The organism is Halomonas halodenitrificans DSM 735, from assembly GCF_000620045.1.
Taxonomy (GTDB): Bacteria; Pseudomonadota; Gammaproteobacteria; order Pseudomonadales; family Halomonadaceae; genus Halomonas; species Halomonas halodenitrificans.
Genome location: NZ_JHVH01000019.1, coordinates 44,489 through 61,740 on the forward strand (window position 1 = coordinate 44,489; position 17,252 = coordinate 61,740).

Annotated in this window: 17 protein-coding genes; 3 read left to right on the top strand and 14 right to left on the bottom strand. The window is 66.1% G+C overall.

All coding sequences use genetic code 11. The features are described 5' to 3' along the window. Nucleotides 1-19: 19 nt before the first annotated feature. The gene (gene prmB, locus Q358_RS0109955; protein WP_027961900.1) at nt 20-973 is read right to left on the bottom strand and encodes a 50S ribosomal protein L3 N(5)-glutamine methyltransferase; all 954 of its coding nucleotides are present in this window, start codon (nt 971-973) and stop codon (nt 20-22) included. Between the two features lie 130 nt (nt 974-1,103). Here prmB and Q358_RS0109960 point away from each other — a divergent pair, with 130 nt between their 5' ends. After that, a complete protein-coding gene (locus tag Q358_RS0109960; protein WP_027961901.1) occupies nt 1,104-1,676 on the top strand; it encodes a Smr/MutS family protein in 573 nt (190 codons plus the stop codon). 6 nt (nt 1,677-1,682) lie between these two features. Here the strand turns inward: Q358_RS0109960 and Q358_RS0109965 are convergent, their stop codons facing one another. From Q358_RS0109965 to Q358_RS0109975, 3 genes are read right to left on the bottom strand one after another with little or no spacing between them, the layout of a single operon-like run. Beyond that, complete coding sequence (locus tag Q358_RS0109965) at nt 1,683-2,744, bottom strand: patatin-like phospholipase family protein (protein ID WP_027961902.1); 1,062 nt, start codon at nt 2,742-2,744, stop codon at nt 1,683-1,685. Next, a complete protein-coding gene (locus tag Q358_RS17115) occupies nt 2,741-3,637 on the bottom strand; it encodes an alpha/beta fold hydrolase (protein ID WP_051530293.1) in 897 nt (298 codons plus the stop codon). The genes Q358_RS0109965 and Q358_RS17115 overlap by 4 nt, the downstream gene beginning before the upstream one ends. Next, nucleotides 3,634-4,446, bottom strand: a complete 813-nt coding sequence (locus tag Q358_RS0109975; RefSeq protein ID WP_027961903.1) for an alpha/beta fold hydrolase — start codon at nt 4,444-4,446, stop codon at nt 3,634-3,636. The genes Q358_RS17115 and Q358_RS0109975 overlap by 4 nt, the downstream gene beginning before the upstream one ends. Before the next feature lie 209 nt (nt 4,447-4,655). On the opposite strand from Q358_RS0109975, the gene Q358_RS0109985 reads away from it, so the two are divergent. Beyond that, complete coding sequence (locus Q358_RS0109985) at nt 4,656-5,603, top strand: AEC family transporter (protein ID WP_027961904.1); 948 nt, start codon at nt 4,656-4,658, stop codon at nt 5,601-5,603. Nucleotides 5,604-5,615: 12 nt separating this feature from the next. On the opposite strand, the gene sixA is transcribed toward Q358_RS0109985, so the two are convergent. The 8 genes from sixA to Q358_RS17120 form a co-directional block, all read right to left on the bottom strand. Further along, a complete protein-coding gene (sixA, locus tag Q358_RS0109990) occupies nt 5,616-6,107 on the bottom strand; it encodes a phosphohistidine phosphatase SixA (protein WP_027961905.1) in 492 nt (163 codons plus the stop codon). Then, nucleotides 6,100-7,179: an NAD(P)H-dependent glycerol-3-phosphate dehydrogenase gene (locus tag Q358_RS0109995; protein ID WP_027961906.1), complete on the bottom strand. Its 1,080-nt coding sequence runs from the start codon at nt 7,177-7,179 to the stop codon at nt 6,100-6,102. The genes sixA and Q358_RS0109995 overlap by 8 nt, the downstream gene beginning before the upstream one ends. A gap of 121 nt (nt 7,180-7,300) precedes the next feature. Next, nucleotides 7,301-8,743: an NAD(P)(+) transhydrogenase (Re/Si-specific) subunit beta gene (locus Q358_RS0110000; protein WP_027961907.1), complete on the bottom strand. Its 1,443-nt coding sequence runs from the start codon at nt 8,741-8,743 to the stop codon at nt 7,301-7,303. Nucleotides 8,744-8,759: 16 nt separating this feature from the next. Beyond that, nucleotides 8,760-10,331 carry a Re/Si-specific NAD(P)(+) transhydrogenase subunit alpha gene (locus Q358_RS0110005; protein ID WP_027961908.1) on the bottom strand — a complete coding sequence of 524 codons (1,572 nt, stop codon included), beginning with the start codon at nt 10,329-10,331 and terminating at the stop codon, nt 8,760-8,762. Between the two features lie 236 nt (nt 10,332-10,567). Beyond that, nucleotides 10,568-12,475 (bottom strand): molecular chaperone HtpG, encoded by a 1,908-nt coding sequence (gene htpG / locus Q358_RS0110010; protein WP_027961909.1) that lies wholly within the window; start codon nt 12,473-12,475, stop codon nt 10,568-10,570. A gap of 105 nt (nt 12,476-12,580) precedes the next feature. After that, nucleotides 12,581-13,051 carry a PaaI family thioesterase gene (locus Q358_RS0110015; RefSeq protein WP_051530294.1) on the bottom strand — a complete coding sequence of 157 codons (471 nt, stop codon included), beginning with the start codon at nt 13,049-13,051 and terminating at the stop codon, nt 12,581-12,583. Continuing rightward, entirely contained in the window at nt 13,044-13,538 is a 495-nt protein-coding gene (locus Q358_RS0110020; protein WP_027961911.1) for a PaaI family thioesterase, read from the bottom strand. Before Q358_RS0110020 ends, Q358_RS0110015 begins: the two co-directional genes overlap by 8 nt. 53 nt (nt 13,539-13,591) lie before the next feature. Next, a complete protein-coding gene (locus Q358_RS17120; RefSeq protein WP_043488066.1) occupies nt 13,592-13,936 on the bottom strand; it encodes a YkvA family protein in 345 nt (114 codons plus the stop codon). A gap of 175 nt (nt 13,937-14,111) precedes the next feature. Between Q358_RS17120 and Q358_RS0110030 the strand changes: the two genes are divergently transcribed. After that, entirely contained in the window at nt 14,112-16,088 is a 1,977-nt protein-coding gene (locus tag Q358_RS0110030; RefSeq protein WP_027961913.1) for a transglycosylase SLT domain-containing protein, read from the top strand. A gap of 12 nt (nt 16,089-16,100) precedes the next feature. On the opposite strand, the gene Q358_RS0110035 is transcribed toward Q358_RS0110030, so the two are convergent. Beyond that, nucleotides 16,101-16,742 carry a LysE family translocator gene (locus Q358_RS0110035; protein ID WP_027961914.1) on the bottom strand — a complete coding sequence of 214 codons (642 nt, stop codon included), beginning with the start codon at nt 16,740-16,742 and terminating at the stop codon, nt 16,101-16,103. Nucleotides 16,743-16,753: 11 nt separating this feature from the next. After that, complete coding sequence (locus Q358_RS0110040; RefSeq protein ID WP_027961915.1) at nt 16,754-17,170, bottom strand: NINE protein; 417 nt, start codon at nt 17,168-17,170, stop codon at nt 16,754-16,756. Nucleotides 17,171-17,252 lie beyond the last annotated feature (82 nt).

The window sequence follows — 17,252 nt, forward strand, 5'->3', positions numbered from 1 at the left end:
GTGTTCGGAGCCGGTGAAATCAGGCGAAGGACGCCGCATGGGCGTCGAGTTCATCGGCGGTCAGGGCGAATACCCCCTGGCCGCCACGCTCGAAATCGATCCACAGGAAGGGCACTTCCGGGAAGGCGGCCTCCAGATGGTGGTCGGAGTTGCCCACCTCGACGATCAGCACGCCGCGGTCGGTGAGGTGCTTGCGGGCCTCACGCAGAATGCGGCGCACGATATCCAGGCCATCGTCACCCGCCCCCAGTGCCAGGGCGGGCTCGTGGCGGAACTCGGCGGGCATGGTGGCCAGGTCACGGGCGTCGACATAGGGCGGATTGGAGACGATCAGATCGTAGCGGCCGGATAGCCCGTCGAACAGATCCGAGGCCATCGCCCTCACTCGTTCGCCGACATCGTGACGACTGATGTTCTGGCGGGCCACCGCCAGCGCCTCCTGGCTGATATCGGCGAGTTCCACCTCGCTGGTGGGCAGATAGAGCGCCGTGGCGATGCCGATGCAACCGGAGCCGGCACACAGGTCGAGCACCCGCTGCGGCGGCTCCTCGGGGAACCAGGCGCCGAAGCCCGTTTCCACCAGTTCGGCGATGGGCGAGCGTGGGATCAGCACCCGTTCGTCGACGTCGAAGGGCAGCTCGGCGAACCACGCCTCACCCAGCAGATAGGGCAGCGGCCGCCGACCGGTGATACGCTCGCGCACCAGGGCCACGACCCGCTCGCGTTCCATGGGGAGTAGCCGGGCATCGAGCACCGCCGGGTCGGTGTTCCAGGGCAGATGCAGCGCCCCCAGGGTCAGGGCCACCGCCTCGTCCCAGGGCGAATCACTGCCATGGCCATGAAACAGCCCGGCCAGATGAAACTCGCTCGCCGCCCAGCGCAGGCAGTCGCGCAGGCTGAGGAGTTCGGCGGCGAGCCGGTCGTCGGTGAGTGTCAGAGTGGAGGTCGCGCGCGGGGCGTGCTGATCGGCCAAGGGGGCACCTGAACGTCGTGAAATAAGGGTCAATGATTGTAACCCGCTCCGCCGGTTCACAGCCACGCCATGCCGGGTATACTGGTCGTTCCCAGGCCAACCAACCGACAGCGCCCATGAGCCCTGCCCCATGAACCAAAACCGCCACCGCCCCGACGATGACGAGGTCAGCGCCTTCCGTCAGGCCCTGCAGCAGGCCGGCGTCAAACCCATCGAGCGTAATCGCGCCGACCCCGGCCGCCCGCGCCGAGAGGCGGCATCCGCCGCGGCACGGCGAGCAGCGGCCCAGGCGGCGGGCGACGACGCCACCAGCGGGCGCACCTCGGACGGTCGCGTTGAGGCGGTGCGTCCCTCGGAGTATCTCGATTTTGCCCTGCCCGACCTGCCCTGGCGCACCCGCAGCCGTCTCAAGCGCGGCGACATGACCTGGGAGGCGGGCCTGGACCTGCACGGCTATACCCTGGAGGAGGCGCGCGAGCAGCTGGAAGGCTTTCTGCGCGATGCCGCCGTGGAACAACGCCGCTGTCTGCTGGTGGTGCATGGCAAGGCCTGGGGGGCGGACGGCAACTATCCGGTGCTCAAGAGCCACGTCAATGCCTGGCTGCGCGAGTGGCCCGGGGTGCTGGCATTCTGCTCCGCCGTGGACGCCGAGGGCGGTACCGGCGCCGTCTACGTACTGCTGCGTCGTCACCGCGGGCCTTGAGGGCCGCTATTCGACGGATGGTGTCTCATCCGGCAGCCGCGGGCCGACGATGATGCCACGCTCGCTCCACCCCGGATGGCTTGGCGCCTCATAGCGATCAAGCGCCTCCACCGCCAGCTGGCGGCCCAGGGTAATCAACGCTTCGGCACGGTGGAATTCATAGGCGCCACATACCGTCTTGGGTACCTCGATCAGCACATCCGGTGGGTAGCCCGCCACCTTGTACTTGGCCAGCGCCGCCTGGGTAATATCGAAGGAAGCGAGCACCATATCCAGGCGCCCCCACTGGCGACGACGGCTGCTCACCTCACTCTGATCGTCGTCCCCCTCTTCCCCGCTGCTGCCCCCCAGGCCATCGATCCAACGGCTCGCGGCGCTTTTCACCTCATCGATCCAGGCACTGAACTCGTTGCCCGAGGCACTGCGAGCGGCCTCACGCTCCCGGCGAGCGGCCTCGGGGGGCAACAGCTCTTCCAGGGTCACCGGACGCGGGCTATGGGCCGTCACGTTGACCGCCACCACCAGGTCGGCGTCGGCCGAGACGGAAGGAATGATCGGCAACGGATTGAGCAGGCCGCCGTCGACCAGCACCTGATTCCCCCGGCATACGGGCGTGATCACCCCGGGAACGGCGATGGAGGCGCGAATCGCCTCGAGCAGCGGCCCGCCCTGGAACCAGACTTCACGCTGGCGCGTCATGTCGGTGGCAACGGTGGTCACCGGGATCGCCAGATCCTCGATGTGAACGTCCCCCACCAGGCTCTCCAGCTTGCCCATCACCTTGTTGGCCTTCATGGCGCCCATGGCACTCCAGCTGACGTCCACCAGCCGCAGTACATCGAAGTAGTCGAGACGACACACCCAGTCACGATAGGCGGAGAGCTGACCGGCAGCATAGACGCCGCCCACCAGCGCCCCCATGGAGCAACCGGAAATCGAGACGACCTCGTAGCCGCGCCGCTCGATTTCCTCGATCACCCCGATATGCGCATAACCCCGTGCCCCACCGCTGCCCAGGATCAACGCCACACGCTTCCCCTCGCCACCGGCGACCGTTCTGTCACTCATGCGCTTGCGTCTCCTCGCTTACCTGACGGCTGCGTATTGCCCTCGGCCCAGCCGCCGATGGTCTCGGCCACCGCCGGCATCGCTTCGGGTTCCAGGTGCAGGTGGTGGCCCCCCGGCAGTACCCGACGCTCGAGCCCCGCTAGTGCCGCGCGCGCCCGGCGGGCGGGCTCGCCTTCGCCGAGGATACCCGTCTGCCCTTCGACCAGCAGCGCCGGACACTCAATCTCGGCGAGACAGGCCACCACCTGCTCGGGTGTCAGTCGCACCGGTGAGGGGCGCATCAGATAGGGATCGGTGCGCCATCCCAACGCCCCGTCCCCGAATGCCCCCAGGTTGCGGGCCACCACGGGGCGGATGGTCTCGGCGTCAACCGGCGTCGCCCCTCCCCGGACTCGCGCCACCACGGCCGTCTCTTCGTCAGCATAGCGCGCCGGCAGAGAAGGCGAGCGGCGGTGGCCCAGCAGCCCTCGGCGCAGCTGCCGCGGTGCCTCGGTGGCAGGCGTGGTCACCGCCCCCAGTCCATCGATCAGCGCCAGCCGCGCGACCCGTTCCGGCAGGGCGGAGGCCAGCAGACACGCCACCCCGGCCCCCATGGAGTGCGCCAACAGCGTCGGCCGAGTGCTTCCCAGCGAGTCCGACGCATCGAGCACATCGTCGGCGTAGTCCCAGATGGCATAGTCACCGGGCGTATGGCGCGAGTGGCCATGGCCGGCGAAGTCGATGGCGACAATTCGTACCCCCAGCCGTCTGGTCAGCATGGGGGCCAGGCGCGAGAAGCTGGCGGCATTATCGAGCCAGCCGTGAAGCGCCAGCCAGAGCGGGGCCCCTGCCTCGCCCCAGGCCAGCCCCGAAAGGCGCCCCTCGGCCAGGCTCAGGGCCTGTGGCGACGTCATGATGGTTCTCCCAGCAACTCATCCAGCACCGCCAGAAGGCCCTGACGCGCCTCATCGGGATGCTCCATGGGGAACATGTGCGTGCCCGGTACCACGCTGAGGGGAATGCCGTGGCGCCTGATGCGCCTGCAGCGAGCGGGGGTCAGGAGATCGGAATCTTCGCCGGCCACCACCGCATGGGGAACGCGCAGCCGCCGCGGTAGATCCCCCAGGTGGTCGGGCAGATGACGGAAGATCTCCACCTCGATATCGGGGTCATAGACCAGCACGGCCTGGCCGTCGTCGAGCAGGCGGGTACCGCCTTCGACGTAGTCCTCCAGGGCCTGGTCGGTAAAGCGACGAAACAATCCCCGGCGGCGCAGATAGTGGTGCATCGCCTGACGATCCGGCCAGGTGGTACGCCGCCCCAGACTCTTGCCGGCGGGGGTGACGCGATCCGCCATGCCCAGCCACTTGGCGGCCTTCATTCCCCAGGCATCGAGGCCCAGCATCAACGGCGGGTCGAGCATCACCACGCACTGGAAACGCTCCGGCGCCGCCTCGGCGGCCATGGCCATCAGCACTCCCCCCATGGAGTGCCCTACGCCGATCACCGGCGCCTCGAGTCCCTCCAGGGAATACAGCAGCTCATCACGCAGCGCCAGCCAGTTGTGTCCCACCGGGAAGTCGGCATGATGGCCGAGGCGGTCCAGCGGACGCAGCATGAAACGCTCACCCAGGGGCGCCAGGAAGCTGCGGTAGCTGGCGCCGGGAAACCCGTTGGCGTGGGCGAACAGCAGCGTGGAATGATCGGTATCGGCGGGCGTCATCAGCGTTTCCTGATCCAGTTACGAGCACGGCGCGAGTCGCGCGCCTGGTGATAGCAGGCTAACGGGATTACCATGTTTCGCCAAGTCGTCTCTTACCCTGATGGAGTCAGTGTGTCTGCTCGCAAGCCCCGCGATACTCGCCTGCGTAATCGAATCTTCTTCGCTACCGTGATCGCCGCCATGCTGGTCGGCTTCTGGTTGGTACGCTGATGGAGGCCCTGGCGATCTTCCAGGCCACCCTGGAGGTCACCCTGCCGGTCTTCACCATGGTCTTTATCGGCCTGGGCCTCAAACGCGTCCGCTGGATCGATGCGGCCTTCGTCACCACCGCCTCTCAGCTGGTGTTCAAGGCCACTCTGCCCACGCTGGTGTTTCTCAGCATCATCCGTGCCGACCTGGAAGCCACCCTCAACCCGCGGCTGCTCGGGGTCTTCGCCCTGGCTACCCTGGGCAGCTTCCTCCTTGCCTGGGGCTGGGCGGAGCTGCGCATTCCCCGGAATGATCGCGGCAGCTATATCCAGAGCGCCTTTCGCGGCAATGTCGGCATCGTCGGGCTGGCCCTGGCGGCGGGCATGTACGGCGACTACGGCCTCTCCGCCGGGGGCCTGCTGCTCGGCGTGGTGATCCTGACCTACAACATCTTCTCCGTCGTCGCCCTGGCGAGCTACCGCGACGAGGCTCGGGTCGACTGGCGCGACATCCTCGCGAACATCGTGCGCAACCCGTTGATCCTGGCCGTGGTGGCGGCACTGCCGGTGGCCGTGGCGGAACCACCCTTGCCCGGCTGGCTGATCACCACCGGCGATTACTTCGCCTCCCTGACCCTGCCGCTGGCGCTGATCTGCATCGGCGCCAGCCTTTCCTTCGGCGCCCTGCGGGCGTCCGGGGCCGTGGCGCTGAGCGCCAGCCTGATGAAGATGGTGGTGATTCCGATGCTGGCGACCGGTGCGGCCTGGCTGGCCGGCTTCGAGGGGCGTGAGCTGGGCGTGATGTTTCTCTTCTTCTCGAGCCCCACCGCGGCGGCGGCCTTCGTGATGGCCAGGGCCATGGGCGGCAACGCCGTGCTTACCGCCAATATCATTGCCCTGACCACGCTGATGGCCAGCGTGACCATCACCCTGGGAGCCTTCGGCCTGCAGATGGCCGGGCTGATCTAGCGCCGTTCCCGCTCAGCCAAGCTCCGCCGGGGGGATAAACCGCGCCAGCCGCGCGCATCCCGCCGCCCAGACATCGGCCTCGAGCTCGGCTACCGCCGCCGTGGGAAAGCCGAGGCCCCTATCCTCGCGCCCCTCCACCAGCAGCCCGGCCACTGCGCCCACCAGCGGCATATGGCTGACCAGCATCAGCGAACATCCCGGTGGCTGCTCGATCAGCCAGTCGGCCACCGCCTGGGGCGAGTCGTCGGGGGTGATGCAGCCCAGCGTCTCAACCTCGATGCCGATCTCGGCACCGCCCAGTGCCTCGGCAACCAGGGCGGCGGTCTGCTGGGCGCGCCGATAGGGGCTGGCCAGCAGGCGCAGGCCGCTCAGGTCATCGCGGCCGGCCAGCCAGGCCGCCATGCGCCGCACCTGCTGTTGGCCATGGCGTGTCAGCTCCCGCTCGGCGTCGGGACGTCCAGGGTCCGCCTCGCCATGGCGCATGATCAGCAGCCGCTCAGTCATGGTCCTTGCCCCTGTCACCGCCCTGCTCGCGATGCGCTCGCTGCACGTCCTCGCGTGCCAGCACGAATTCAACGTCGCTGCTCTGCTCGCCCAGCATCAGCAGCCGCGCCATCTCATCGGCCGGCACCCCCTTGAACAGCACCTGATAGAGCCCCTCGGCCAGCGGCATGTAGATGCCTTCGTCACACGCCTTGTCGCGCACCAGGCGCACGCTGTTGACCCCTTCGGCTACCTGCCCCAGGGCCTCGACCGCCTCGTCCAGGCTGCGCCCCTCACCCAGGGCATACCCGACGCGATAGTTGCGTGACAGCCGCGACGAACAGGTGACGATCAGGTCCCCGACCCCGGCCAGCCCCAGGAAGGTCATGGGGTTGGCGCCCAGGGCCACGGCGAAGCGGCTCATCTCGGCCAGCGCCCGGGTCATCAGCATGCTGCGGGTGTTCTCGCCCATGCCCAGGGCCGCGGCCATGCCGGCGACGATGGCATAGAGATTCTTCAGCGCCCCGCCGAGCTCCACGCCATAGCGGTCATTGCTGGCATAGACCCGGAAGTAGTCGCAGCCCAGTGCCGTCTGGACCCGGGTGCGGGTCTCGGGGTCGTCGCTGGCGATCACCGTGGCGGTGAGCTGCTTGTCGGCCACCTCGGAGGCGAGGTTGGGCCCCGAGATCACGCCGATATGCGGGAAGCCGGTCTCCTCCTCGAGGATCTGGCTCATCAGCTTGAAACCCGCTTCCTGGATCCCCTTGGTGGTGCTGACCAGGATCTGATCGGGGCTCAGATGCGTGCGTGCCTGTCGCACCACCTCGCCGAATGCCTTGGAGGGGATCGCCACCAGCACCAGGCCGGCGCCCGGCAGGACATCAACCATCTCGGTGGAGGCCACTACCGCCGAATTGATGACATAGTCGGGCAGGTAGCGGCCGTTGACGTGTTCCCGGTTGATCTGCTCGGCCAGCGCCGGGTCGCGCAGCCACTGACGCACCTCGGCACCGTTGTCCGCGGCAATGCTGGCCAGGGCGGTGCCGAAACTGCCACCCCCCAGCACCGCCACCCGCATGCGTTCGTCTGCCATGATAAACCCCGAAGGCGATGAATGAATGTAAGGGGGATTGTAACGAAAAAGACGCCCGGACCGTGATCGGCCCGGGCGTCCCGGAATACGGCCCCGTCTGGAGCCGAGATCGAAGAGAGCGTCAGTCGACCTGCGACAGCAGCGAGTCGACGCTCTGGCGGGCATCGCCGTAGAACATCCGGGTGTTCTCCTTGAAGAACAGCGGGTTCTCGATGCCGGAGTAGCCGGTACCCTGGCCACGCTTGCTGACGAACACCTGCTTGGCCTCCCAGACCTTCAGCACCGGCATGCCGGCGATGGGGCTGTTGGGATCCTCTTCGGCGGCCGGGTTGACGATATCGTTGGAGCCGATGACGATCACCACGTCGGTGTCGGGAAAGTCATCGTTGATCTCGTCCATCTCCAGCACGATATCGTAGGGCACCTTGGCCTCGGCCAGCAGCACGTTCATGTGCCCGGGCAAACGCCCCGCCACCGGGTGGATGCCGAAGCGCACGTTCTTGCCCGAGGCGCGCAGCTTGCGGGTCAGCTCGCTGACCGCGTTCTGGGCCTGGGCCACCGCCATGCCGTAGCCCGGCACGATGATCACGCTGTCGGCATCGTTGAGAGCGCTGGCCACGCCACCCGCATCGATGGCGACCTGCTCGCCCTCGATCTCCGCCGCCGGTCCCTGAGTGCCACCGAAACCGCCGAGGATAACGTTGAGGAAGTTGCGGTTCATCGCCTTGCACATGATGTACGAGAGGATGGCACCCGAAGAACCGACCAGGGCCCCGGTAACGATCAGCAGATCATTGGAGAGCGTGAAGCCGATGGCGGCCGCGGCCCAACCGGAGTAGCTGTTGAGCATCGATACCACCACCGGCATGTCGGCACCGCCGATGCCCATGATCAGGTGGTAGCCGATGAAGAATGCCAGGGCGGCGATCAGCAGCAGGGTCCAGAAGCCCGCACCGCCGAGGTAGAGAATGGCGAGCAGTAGCGACAGCACCGCGGCGCCGGCATTGAGCATGTGCCCACCGGGCAGCTGACGGGGCTTGCCGTCGATCTTGCCGGCCAGCTTGCCGAAGGCGATGATCGAGCCGGTGAAGGTCACCGCGCCGATGAACACGCCCAGCACGACCTCAACCTGCAGGAACATCAGCTCGTCCGGCGCCTTGGTGGCCACCAGGCCGGCGAAGGCCGAGAACTGGTCGGTACCCGCCTCGATGGCGCGCGCCGCCAGCACACGACGGCGCTCCAGGTCGGCGCTCCAGCCGACAAACACCGCGGCCAGACCGACGAAGCTGTGCAACGCCGCTACCAGCTGCGGCATCTCGGTCATGTCGACCTTCTTGGCCACATAGACACCGATACCGGCGCCGATGACCATCATCGGGATCATCCAGGTGTAGGCACCGATACCCGGCCCGAAGGCGGTAAAGAATACCCCCACGGCCATGCCGACGATGCCGTACCACACCGCCCGCTTGGCTTTCTCCTGATTGCTCAACCCCCCCAGGGAGAGGATGAACAGTACACTCGCCGCGATCGCCGCGGCAGACACGAATCCTTGACTCAGCATGGGTTGTCTCCGCGGTTCACGATTTCTGGAACATGGCCAGCATCCGGCGTGTCACCAGGAAGCCACCCACGATATTGATAGTCGCCACCAGCACCGAGATGGCCGCCATCAGCGTTACCAGCCCGCTGCCCGAACCGATCTGCAGTATTGCCCCCAGGATGATGATCCCGGAGATGGCATTGGTTACCGCCATCAGCGGCGTATGCAGCGAGTGGCTGACGCCCCAGATCACCTGGAAGCCGACGAAGCAGGCCAGCGCGAAGACGATGAAATGCTGCATGAAGGAAGCCGGCGCCACCTGACCGAGCAGCAGCATCAGCGCGCCCCCCACCCCGAGCAGGGTGACCTGACGCTTGGTCTGGGCCTTGAAGGTCGCCAGCTCGGCGGCCTTCTTCTCCTCCGGCGTCGGCTCCTTCTCCTTGGGCTTGGGCTTGGCCGCGGCAATCGCCTTGACCTTGGGCGGCGGCGGCGGGAAGGTGACCTCGCCGGCATGGGCCACCGTGGCACCACGGATGACGTCATCCTCCATATCGTGGTTGATCTGACCGTCCTTCTCGGGGGTCAGGTCGGTCAGCATATGGCGAATGTTGTTGGCGTAAAGCAGCGATGACTGGGTCGCCATGCGCGACGGAAAATCGGTGTAGCCGACCACCACCACGCCGTTGTCGCTCACCACACGTTCGTCGGCCACGGTGAGGTCACAGTTCCCCCCCTTCTCCGCGGCCAGGTCGATAACCACCGAGCCCGGCTTCATGGCCTGGACCATGTCTTCCAGCCACAGCTTGGGCGCCGGCTTGCCGGGAATCAGCGCCGTGGTGATGACGATATCGATATCCGGGGCCTGTTCGCGGAAGCACTCGAGCTGCTTCTCGCGGAATTCGGGGCTGGAGGGAGCCGCATAGCCGCCCGTCTCGGAACCATCCTGGCTCTCGTCGAAATCGAGGAACAGGAACTCGGCGCCCATGGACTCGATCTGCTCGGCCACTTCGGGGCGCACATCGAAGGCGCGTACCACGGCGCCCAGGCTGGTAGCGGTACCGATGGCGGCAAGCCCCGCCACGCCGGCACCGATCACCATCACCTTGGCCGGCGGTACCTTGCCGGCGGCCGTCACCTGGCCGGTGAAGAAGCGCCCGAAGTTGTTGCCCGCCTCGATCACCGCGCGGTAGCCGGCGATGTTGGCCATGGATGACAGGGCATCCATCTTCTGGGCCCGCGAGATACGCGGCACCATGTCCATGGCCACCACGGTGGCGCCCTGGGCACGACACTTCTCGAGCAGCGCCTCGCTCTGGGCCGGCCAGAAGAAGCTGATCAGGGTCTGTCCCTCGCGCAGGCGCTCGGCCTCCGTTTCCTCGGGCTCGCGGACCTTGATCACCACCTCGGCCTCGTTCCAGAGCGCATCGGCAGCTTCGACGACGGTGACGCCGGCATTGCGATACGCTTCGTCATCGAAGCCGGCGGCCACGCCGGCGCCGGTCTCGATCAGGCAGTCGTGCCCAAGCTTCTGAATGAACTTCGCGCTGTCAGGGGTCAGCGCGACGCGCGCCTCGCCCTTGGCGAGCTCCCTGGGTGCACCAATCTTCACGTTGGATCTCCCGCTTAGTTATCGAATTTGTGCATGGGTTAGTCTTTTTATTCATACCTGACAATGCCGCATTGCACAACCGCCGTTTGGACTATCGAGGGTCAGAAAATGCAGCACCGTCGAACGAAAAGCTGAAGGCGGGTAACGCTGAACGCAAACCGGTAAAAAGGCAAGTGCCAGACATCAACAGGCCGCCCGGAGGCGGCCTGAAGGTTGGTACAGAATGTATAATGGAATCAAGCACTCAACAAGGAATTGAGTCGCTTGACGTAGGCGGCAGGGTCGTCGAGATGCCCCCCCTCGGCGATGATCGCCTGATCGAGCAGGATATGGGTCAGGTCGCTGAAGGCCTCGCCCTCCACGCCCTCGAGACGCGCCACCAGCGCATGCTCGGGGTTGAGCTCGAGGATCGGCTTGACCTCCGGCAGGGCCTGACCCGCGGCTTCCATGATGCGCCGCATCTGGAACCCCATTTCGTGCTCGGGAAGCACCACACAGGCCGGTGAATCGGTCAACCGGTGGGTCACCTTGACCTCCTGGACGGTCTCGCCCAGCGCCTCCTTGACCCGCTTGACCAGGCCCTCCTTGGCCTTGGCGGTTTCCTCCTGGGCCTGCTTCTCCTCCTCGTCCTCGATCTCGCCGAGGTCGAGTTCGCCCTTGGCCACGTCGACGAAGGACGTGCCGTCGTACTCATGGAGATGGCTCATCAGCCACTCGTCGATGCGGTCGTGAAGCAGCAGGACCTCGACGCCCTTCTTGCGGAAGATCTCCAGATGCGGGCTGGACTTCGCCGCGTTGAAGCCGTCGGCGACGATATAGTAGATCTTCTGCTGCCCCTCCTGCATGCGACCCACATAGTCGGCGAGGGACTGGTCCTGGGTGGTGCTGTCGGTATGGGTGGTGGAGAAGCGCAGCAGGCCGGCGATCTTCTCGCGGTTGCCGTGGTCTTCCGCCGGTCCTTCCTTGAGCACGCTGCCGAAGGTATTCCAGAAGGTCTGATAGGCCTCGGGATCCTTGGCCAGCTTCTTGAGCATGTCCAGGGAACGCTTGGTCAGGGCACTCTTGATCTTCTCGACCTGGGGATCCTGCTGCAGCAGCTCGCGGGACACGTTGAGAGACAGGTCGCGGGTATCGAGCACACCCTTGATAAAGCGCAGGTAGAGCGGCAGGAACTGCTCGGCGTCGTCCATGATGAAGACGCGCTGAACGTAGAGCTTCACGCCCCGGGCGCCGTCGCGCTCGTAGAGATCGAAGGGCGCGCGCCCCGGCACATAGAGCAGGCTGGTATATTCGAGCTTGCCCTCGACCTTGTTGTGGCTCCAGGTCAACGGGTCGCTGAAGTCGTGGGAGACGTGCTTGTAGAACGCCTTGTACTCGTCATCGGTGAGCTCGCTCTTGGGCCGCACCCACAGGGCGGTAGCCTCGTTGACGGTCTCCCAGGTAACGGTCTCGCTGCCCTCGATCTCGTTGTCTTCCTCATCGCGGGCCTTCTCGACCCGAGGCATGCGTACCGGCACCTCGATATGATCGGAGTACTTGCGCACCAGGCTTTGCAGGCGGAAGTCGTCAGCAAACTCCTTGGCATCTTCCTTGAGGTGCAGCACGATCTCGGTGCCATGGACCTCACGCTCGACGTCGGACACCGTGAACTCGCCCTCGCCCCTGGAGCGCCACTCGACGCCGTCATCCTGCCCGGTGCCCGCCTTACGGGTTCGCACGGTGATGTCGTCGGCGACGATAAAGCCGGAATAGAAGCCGACGCCGAACTGGCCGATCAGGCGGGCATCCTTCTGCTGTTCGCCGGAAAGCTGCTGGAGAAACTCGGCGGTGCCGCTGCGGGCGATGGTGCCGAGGTTCTCGATTACCTCATCACGACTCATGCCGATGCCGTTATCACGCACCGTCACGGTACCCGCCTCGAGATCATGCTCGATCTCGATGCGCAGCTCGCTGTCACCCTCGTAGAGCGTGTCATTGTCCAGGGCCGCATAGCGCAGCTTGTCGCAGGCGTCGGCGGCGTTGGAAATCAGCTCGCGCAGGAAGATCTCCCGGTTGGAATACAGGGAGTTGATCATCAGGTGAAGCAGCTGTTTCACCTCGGTCTGGAAGCCAAGGGTCTCTTCATGTTGCGTGGCAGTAGTCATGTGGCGTGAACCCCTCCTTTCGACATGACAACGGTGGTGAACCATCGATTCGGAACTGGCAGTCGATATGGGGTCGCAGTGCGGCTTTTCAAGCCCCGGGGTGACTCAGGCCGGATCGCTGCCGGGATCACCCAGCACGAAATGCAGCCTGGCGGTAGCCACCGGCGCGGTTTCCTCCTTCTGCCAGGCACTGACCGTGACGTTGGCCAGGCGCCGCCCCTCGCGCAGCAGCGAACAGCGAGCATGGGTCGGCACCAGGCGGGCGGTGCGCAGATAGTCGACGGAGACATCGACAACCTTCGGCAGTCGCGGCTCGCGGGTGGCGAGCATCAGCTCAAGCGTCGCCGCCGTCTCCATGAAGGCCGCCACCACCCCGCCATGCAGCGCCGGCAACATGATATTGCCCACATTGCCCGGGCGAGGATCGAGGCGAAACAACAGGCCTTCGCCCTCGGGGTCCGAAAGCGCCGAGACGCCAATGCGTCGGGCGTAGGGCATCAACTCCAGCCACGCCGACAGATCGACACCGTTACGAGGTCCCGACAGCCCCTCCACTCCACGAATGCCTTCAGGCATGGTCATCCTCCTCGGCGAATAGCGCCTCGGCAAATTCCGGTGGGGTATTATGCGCTCCGAGCCGCACAAAACTGCCGACGGCGCGGGCCACATCGCCTTCGGCCGACTGCCAGGCTCGTCCCTCGGTGAACACCACCGAGGCGGTGACACGCACGGCGCGCGCCTCCACCAGCAGGTCCTGACCGGCCACCGCCGGGCGGAAGTGATCAACGCGCAGGTCCAGGGTCGGGCAGATTTCCGGCGCCGGTAGCGCCGGCAGGACCGCCGAACCGCAGGCGGTGTCCAGCAACATGGTCAAGACTCCGCCGTGGACCAGTCCTCGCTCGCTGTCACCCAGCAGATCATCGTGCCAGGGCAGGCGCAGGCGGGCGAGTCGCGGCGAGGCCTCGAGCACCTCCAGCCCCAACTCACGCGTATGGGGTATCACGTTGACGAAACGCATCAGGGCTCGCCGCCAGATGGCGGCGGAATGAGAATCGGCGTGCATGGAGCGCCTCGCTAGGGATGTTGTTGTGAATATCCGATAATCAAACGACCGTATCAGAAATCACCGGCATGATCCTTGTCGGCGTCAACGCTCGCTTCCCGCCAGGCGCGATAGGGCCCCAGGGCAGTATCCACCCGGGTCAGCAGCCAGCCGACGATGACCGCGTCATCCAGCACGCCCACCAGCACCAGGAAATCCGGAATCAAATCCAGGGGCGAGACCAGATAGGCCAGCGCGGCGAGCATCCACAGGATGGCCGTCCAGGGCACCGGGCGAAAGCGGCCACGCAACACATCCCCCAACATCGGCACAAATAGCCTCAGGGCCCGGGTGATCTGGCCGATCACCCTGGAGCGCCCGCGTAGTCGCGTCTTCAGCTTGTCGCCCTTGCCTGCCATGAGCACCCTCCTTGCCGATCTCAACGAACAGAATGTCACGATAAGCGATTAATGGGCACGACAACAGCATGGACGCTGCTGACATGAACAGGCGACACTATCCCGACACTATCCCGACACCACCCCATCGGCGACGATGGTCGTTTTACTCGAGAACCGACGCTGGAGGGTTCCTATGTCGCTGCGTTTCCCTGTGCCCTGGCGTGCTCTCGCCACTGCCACCCTGTGCTGCCTGCCCCTCCTTGGCCAGGCCGATGATCGCAGCATGCGCGACGCCTTGCATGCCGCCCGAGCCGGCGACTGGCACAAGATCGATGAAGCCGCCATCGCCGGGCACGAGCTGGCCGGCTACGTGGCCTATCATCGCCTGCGCAACCGCCTGCCGGATGCCGAGCCTCGGAGAGTCCTGAGCTTTATCGAGCGCCATGCCGACTCTCCCCTCGCCGGCTGGATGCGTGGCCAGGCCATCGATCGTTACGGAGATGCCGGGCGCCATGCCGACCTGCTGGAGATCGCCGACGGGGAACCCGAGGACACCGCACGACGCTGTCATTACTACACCGCCCTGCTCGACCGCGACCCCGCCACGGCCGCCGAGGGAGGCCGCCGGCTGTGGCGGGTCGGCCACTCCCAGCCCGAGGCCTGCGACAGCCTCTTCAACACCCTGCGCGCCCGCGGCGCGATCGACGAACAGCGGGTCTGGGAGCGCCAGATGCTCGCCTGGCAGGCCGGCGAAAGCGGCCTGGTAGCGTACCTCGGTCGCCTGCTCGGCAGCCGCTGGCAGGACCCTCTCGATGCCCAGGCTCGTGTTCAGCGGGACTTTTCCGCGGTGACCGCGGCACCCGCTTGCATGGGTCCCGAGTGCCGCGGCAGCGGTCCCTTCTTCGCCGCCGCCCTGCACGGCTACGTGCGCGCCGACACGCGAGAAGCGCTGGCAGCCTGGCGCCGGCTCGCCCCCCGACTCTCCCTCGACGCCGAATATCGCCGAGCGATCGAAGGCGATCTGATTTTCTACTCACTGGTACGCGACGTCGATGCCAACCGCGCCTGGGTCGACGCCGTCCTCCCCAAGCTGGAAGAGCCGCATGCCGTCAAGCCGGCATTTTCTCGATCCGAGCTGCTCGAACTTCGGGTGCGCACGGCCCTGGCCGATCGCGACTGGCGTGGCGTACTCGACTGGACCCAGCGCCTGCCGGACGAAAACCGTCGCGACGAGCGCTGGCAGTATTGGCAGGCCCGGGCCCTGGAACGGCTCGGCGACAAGAGCGCCGCCGAGCGCGCCTATGCCGCCGCCGCCGGCGAGCGTAGCTTCTACGGCTTCGCCGCCGCCGACCGACTCGGCCGCGACTACTCGCTCAATATGGAGCGCAACCCGGTCGACTCCGCCGACCGGGAGCGGGTCTCACGCTGGCCGGCGGTAAGGCGCACCGAAGCCCTGTTGCGCATCAATGAACCGGGACTGGCCGCCAGCGAATGGTACATGGCGGTGCGCCGGGCAAGCCCACACGACGCCCGCGCCCTGGGGGATTACGCCCACCAGCGCGGCTGGAACGCCAGGCTGGTACAGACCACCATCGTCGGTCAGCTCTGGGACGCCCTCGAATGGCGCTTTCCCGAGGCCTATCGTGACGACTTCCTGGAGTGGGGTCGCCGGACCGGTGTGGACCCCTATCTGCTGATGGGTATCGCTCGACGCGAGAGCGCCTACAACCCCGAGGCCCTGTCACCGGCCGGTGCCCGTGGGCTGATGCAATTGATGCCCGCCACCGCGACCCAGTTGGCGCGCCAGCTGGGCATCCCCGACCCGGGGGCCTACGGGATCCTCGATCCACAGACCAACATTCGCCTGGGCAGTACCTATATTCGCGACATGCTGGAACGCTATCGGGGCAACCGCCTGGCCGCGACCGCGGCCTACAACGCCGGCCCCGGCCGTGTGGACCGCTGGCTGCGAGGCAGCGCCACCGTCCCCTTCGACCTCTTCGTCGAAAGCATTCCCTTTCGCGAGACGCGCCACTACGTGCAGGCCGTACTGACCTATCGCGCCATCTTTGAAAGCCTGGCCAACGGCGGCAACAGCGAAGGCGTCTCGATGCTGACCCAGGCGGAGAAGACGGCCCGCTACGATAGCTCACTGCTGGCACGGCAATAGCCGTAAGCCGGGCTAGGGCTGGCGCTCCAGCGCCAGCCGGATGCCGAAGACGATCAGCACCATGCCGGTCAGCCCGTTGAGCCCACGTGCGAAGGCGGGGCTGGCCAGCAGCCGCCCTGCCCCACCCACCATGGACGCCACCCCGATCTGCCAGAGGTTGGCAATCACGAAGTGCACGCCGGCCAGAAACAGCGACTTGACCAGGGCCGGGTCACCCGGCGCGATAAACTGCGGCAGAAAGGCCATGTAGAAGACGACGGTCTTGGGGTTGAGCACATTGGAGAGCAGTCCCTCGCGCAGAGGCCTCCAGACAGACACACCACGGCGCGCGCCGTTCACCCCCGCCACCGGCAGCCCCTGGCCGCGCCGCGCGGCCAGGAGGGCCTGTAGCCCCAGCCAGATCAGATAGACGGCCCCGGCCAGCTTGAGCACACCAAAGGCCCAGGCCGACTGCAGCAGGATCAGTGAGATGCCCAGGGCCGAGACGGCGGCGTGCACGAAGAGCCCGCAACAGATCGCCAGGCTCGTGAGTGCCCCGTCACGCACCCCGCCACGGGAGGTATTCCGGATCACCAGCAGGGTGTCCACGCCCGGAGTGATCGAAAGCAGCGTGATGGCCACCAGAAATGACCAGAACTGGGCATCGACCAGCATCATCCCTGGTCCTATGCCGCGCGCTGCGAGTGACGCATCGAGATCTGGTCGTTAAGCGTCCAGAAGTCGTAGAGCACGCCCAGCCCGAACACCCCGAAGGTCAACAGGTAGAGGATGCCGGTCAACCACTTGCCCTGATAGAACCGATGCAACCCGAAGATACCCAGAAATGTCAGCAGCAACCAGGCCAGTGAATAGTTGATGGGGCCCGGGCGAAAGCGCAGGTCGGCCTGGCGGTCCATGGCGGGGATAAGGAACAGATCGATCAACCAGCCGATACCCAGCAACCCCAGGGTAAAGAACCAGATGGTTCCGGTCACCGGCTTGCCGTAGTAGAAGCGGTGGGCGCCCAGGAAGCCGAACAGCCAGAGCAGGTAACCAAGCAACATGCTGTGAGTATCGCGGGAAGGAAGGGAAGTGGCAGTCATGGGGATCTCGAGTGAAGTAGGGGTGGTGGCAACGAGCGCGCTGGACGCCCTCGAGCTTTCCAACTAGAGTGACCCTGCGGGC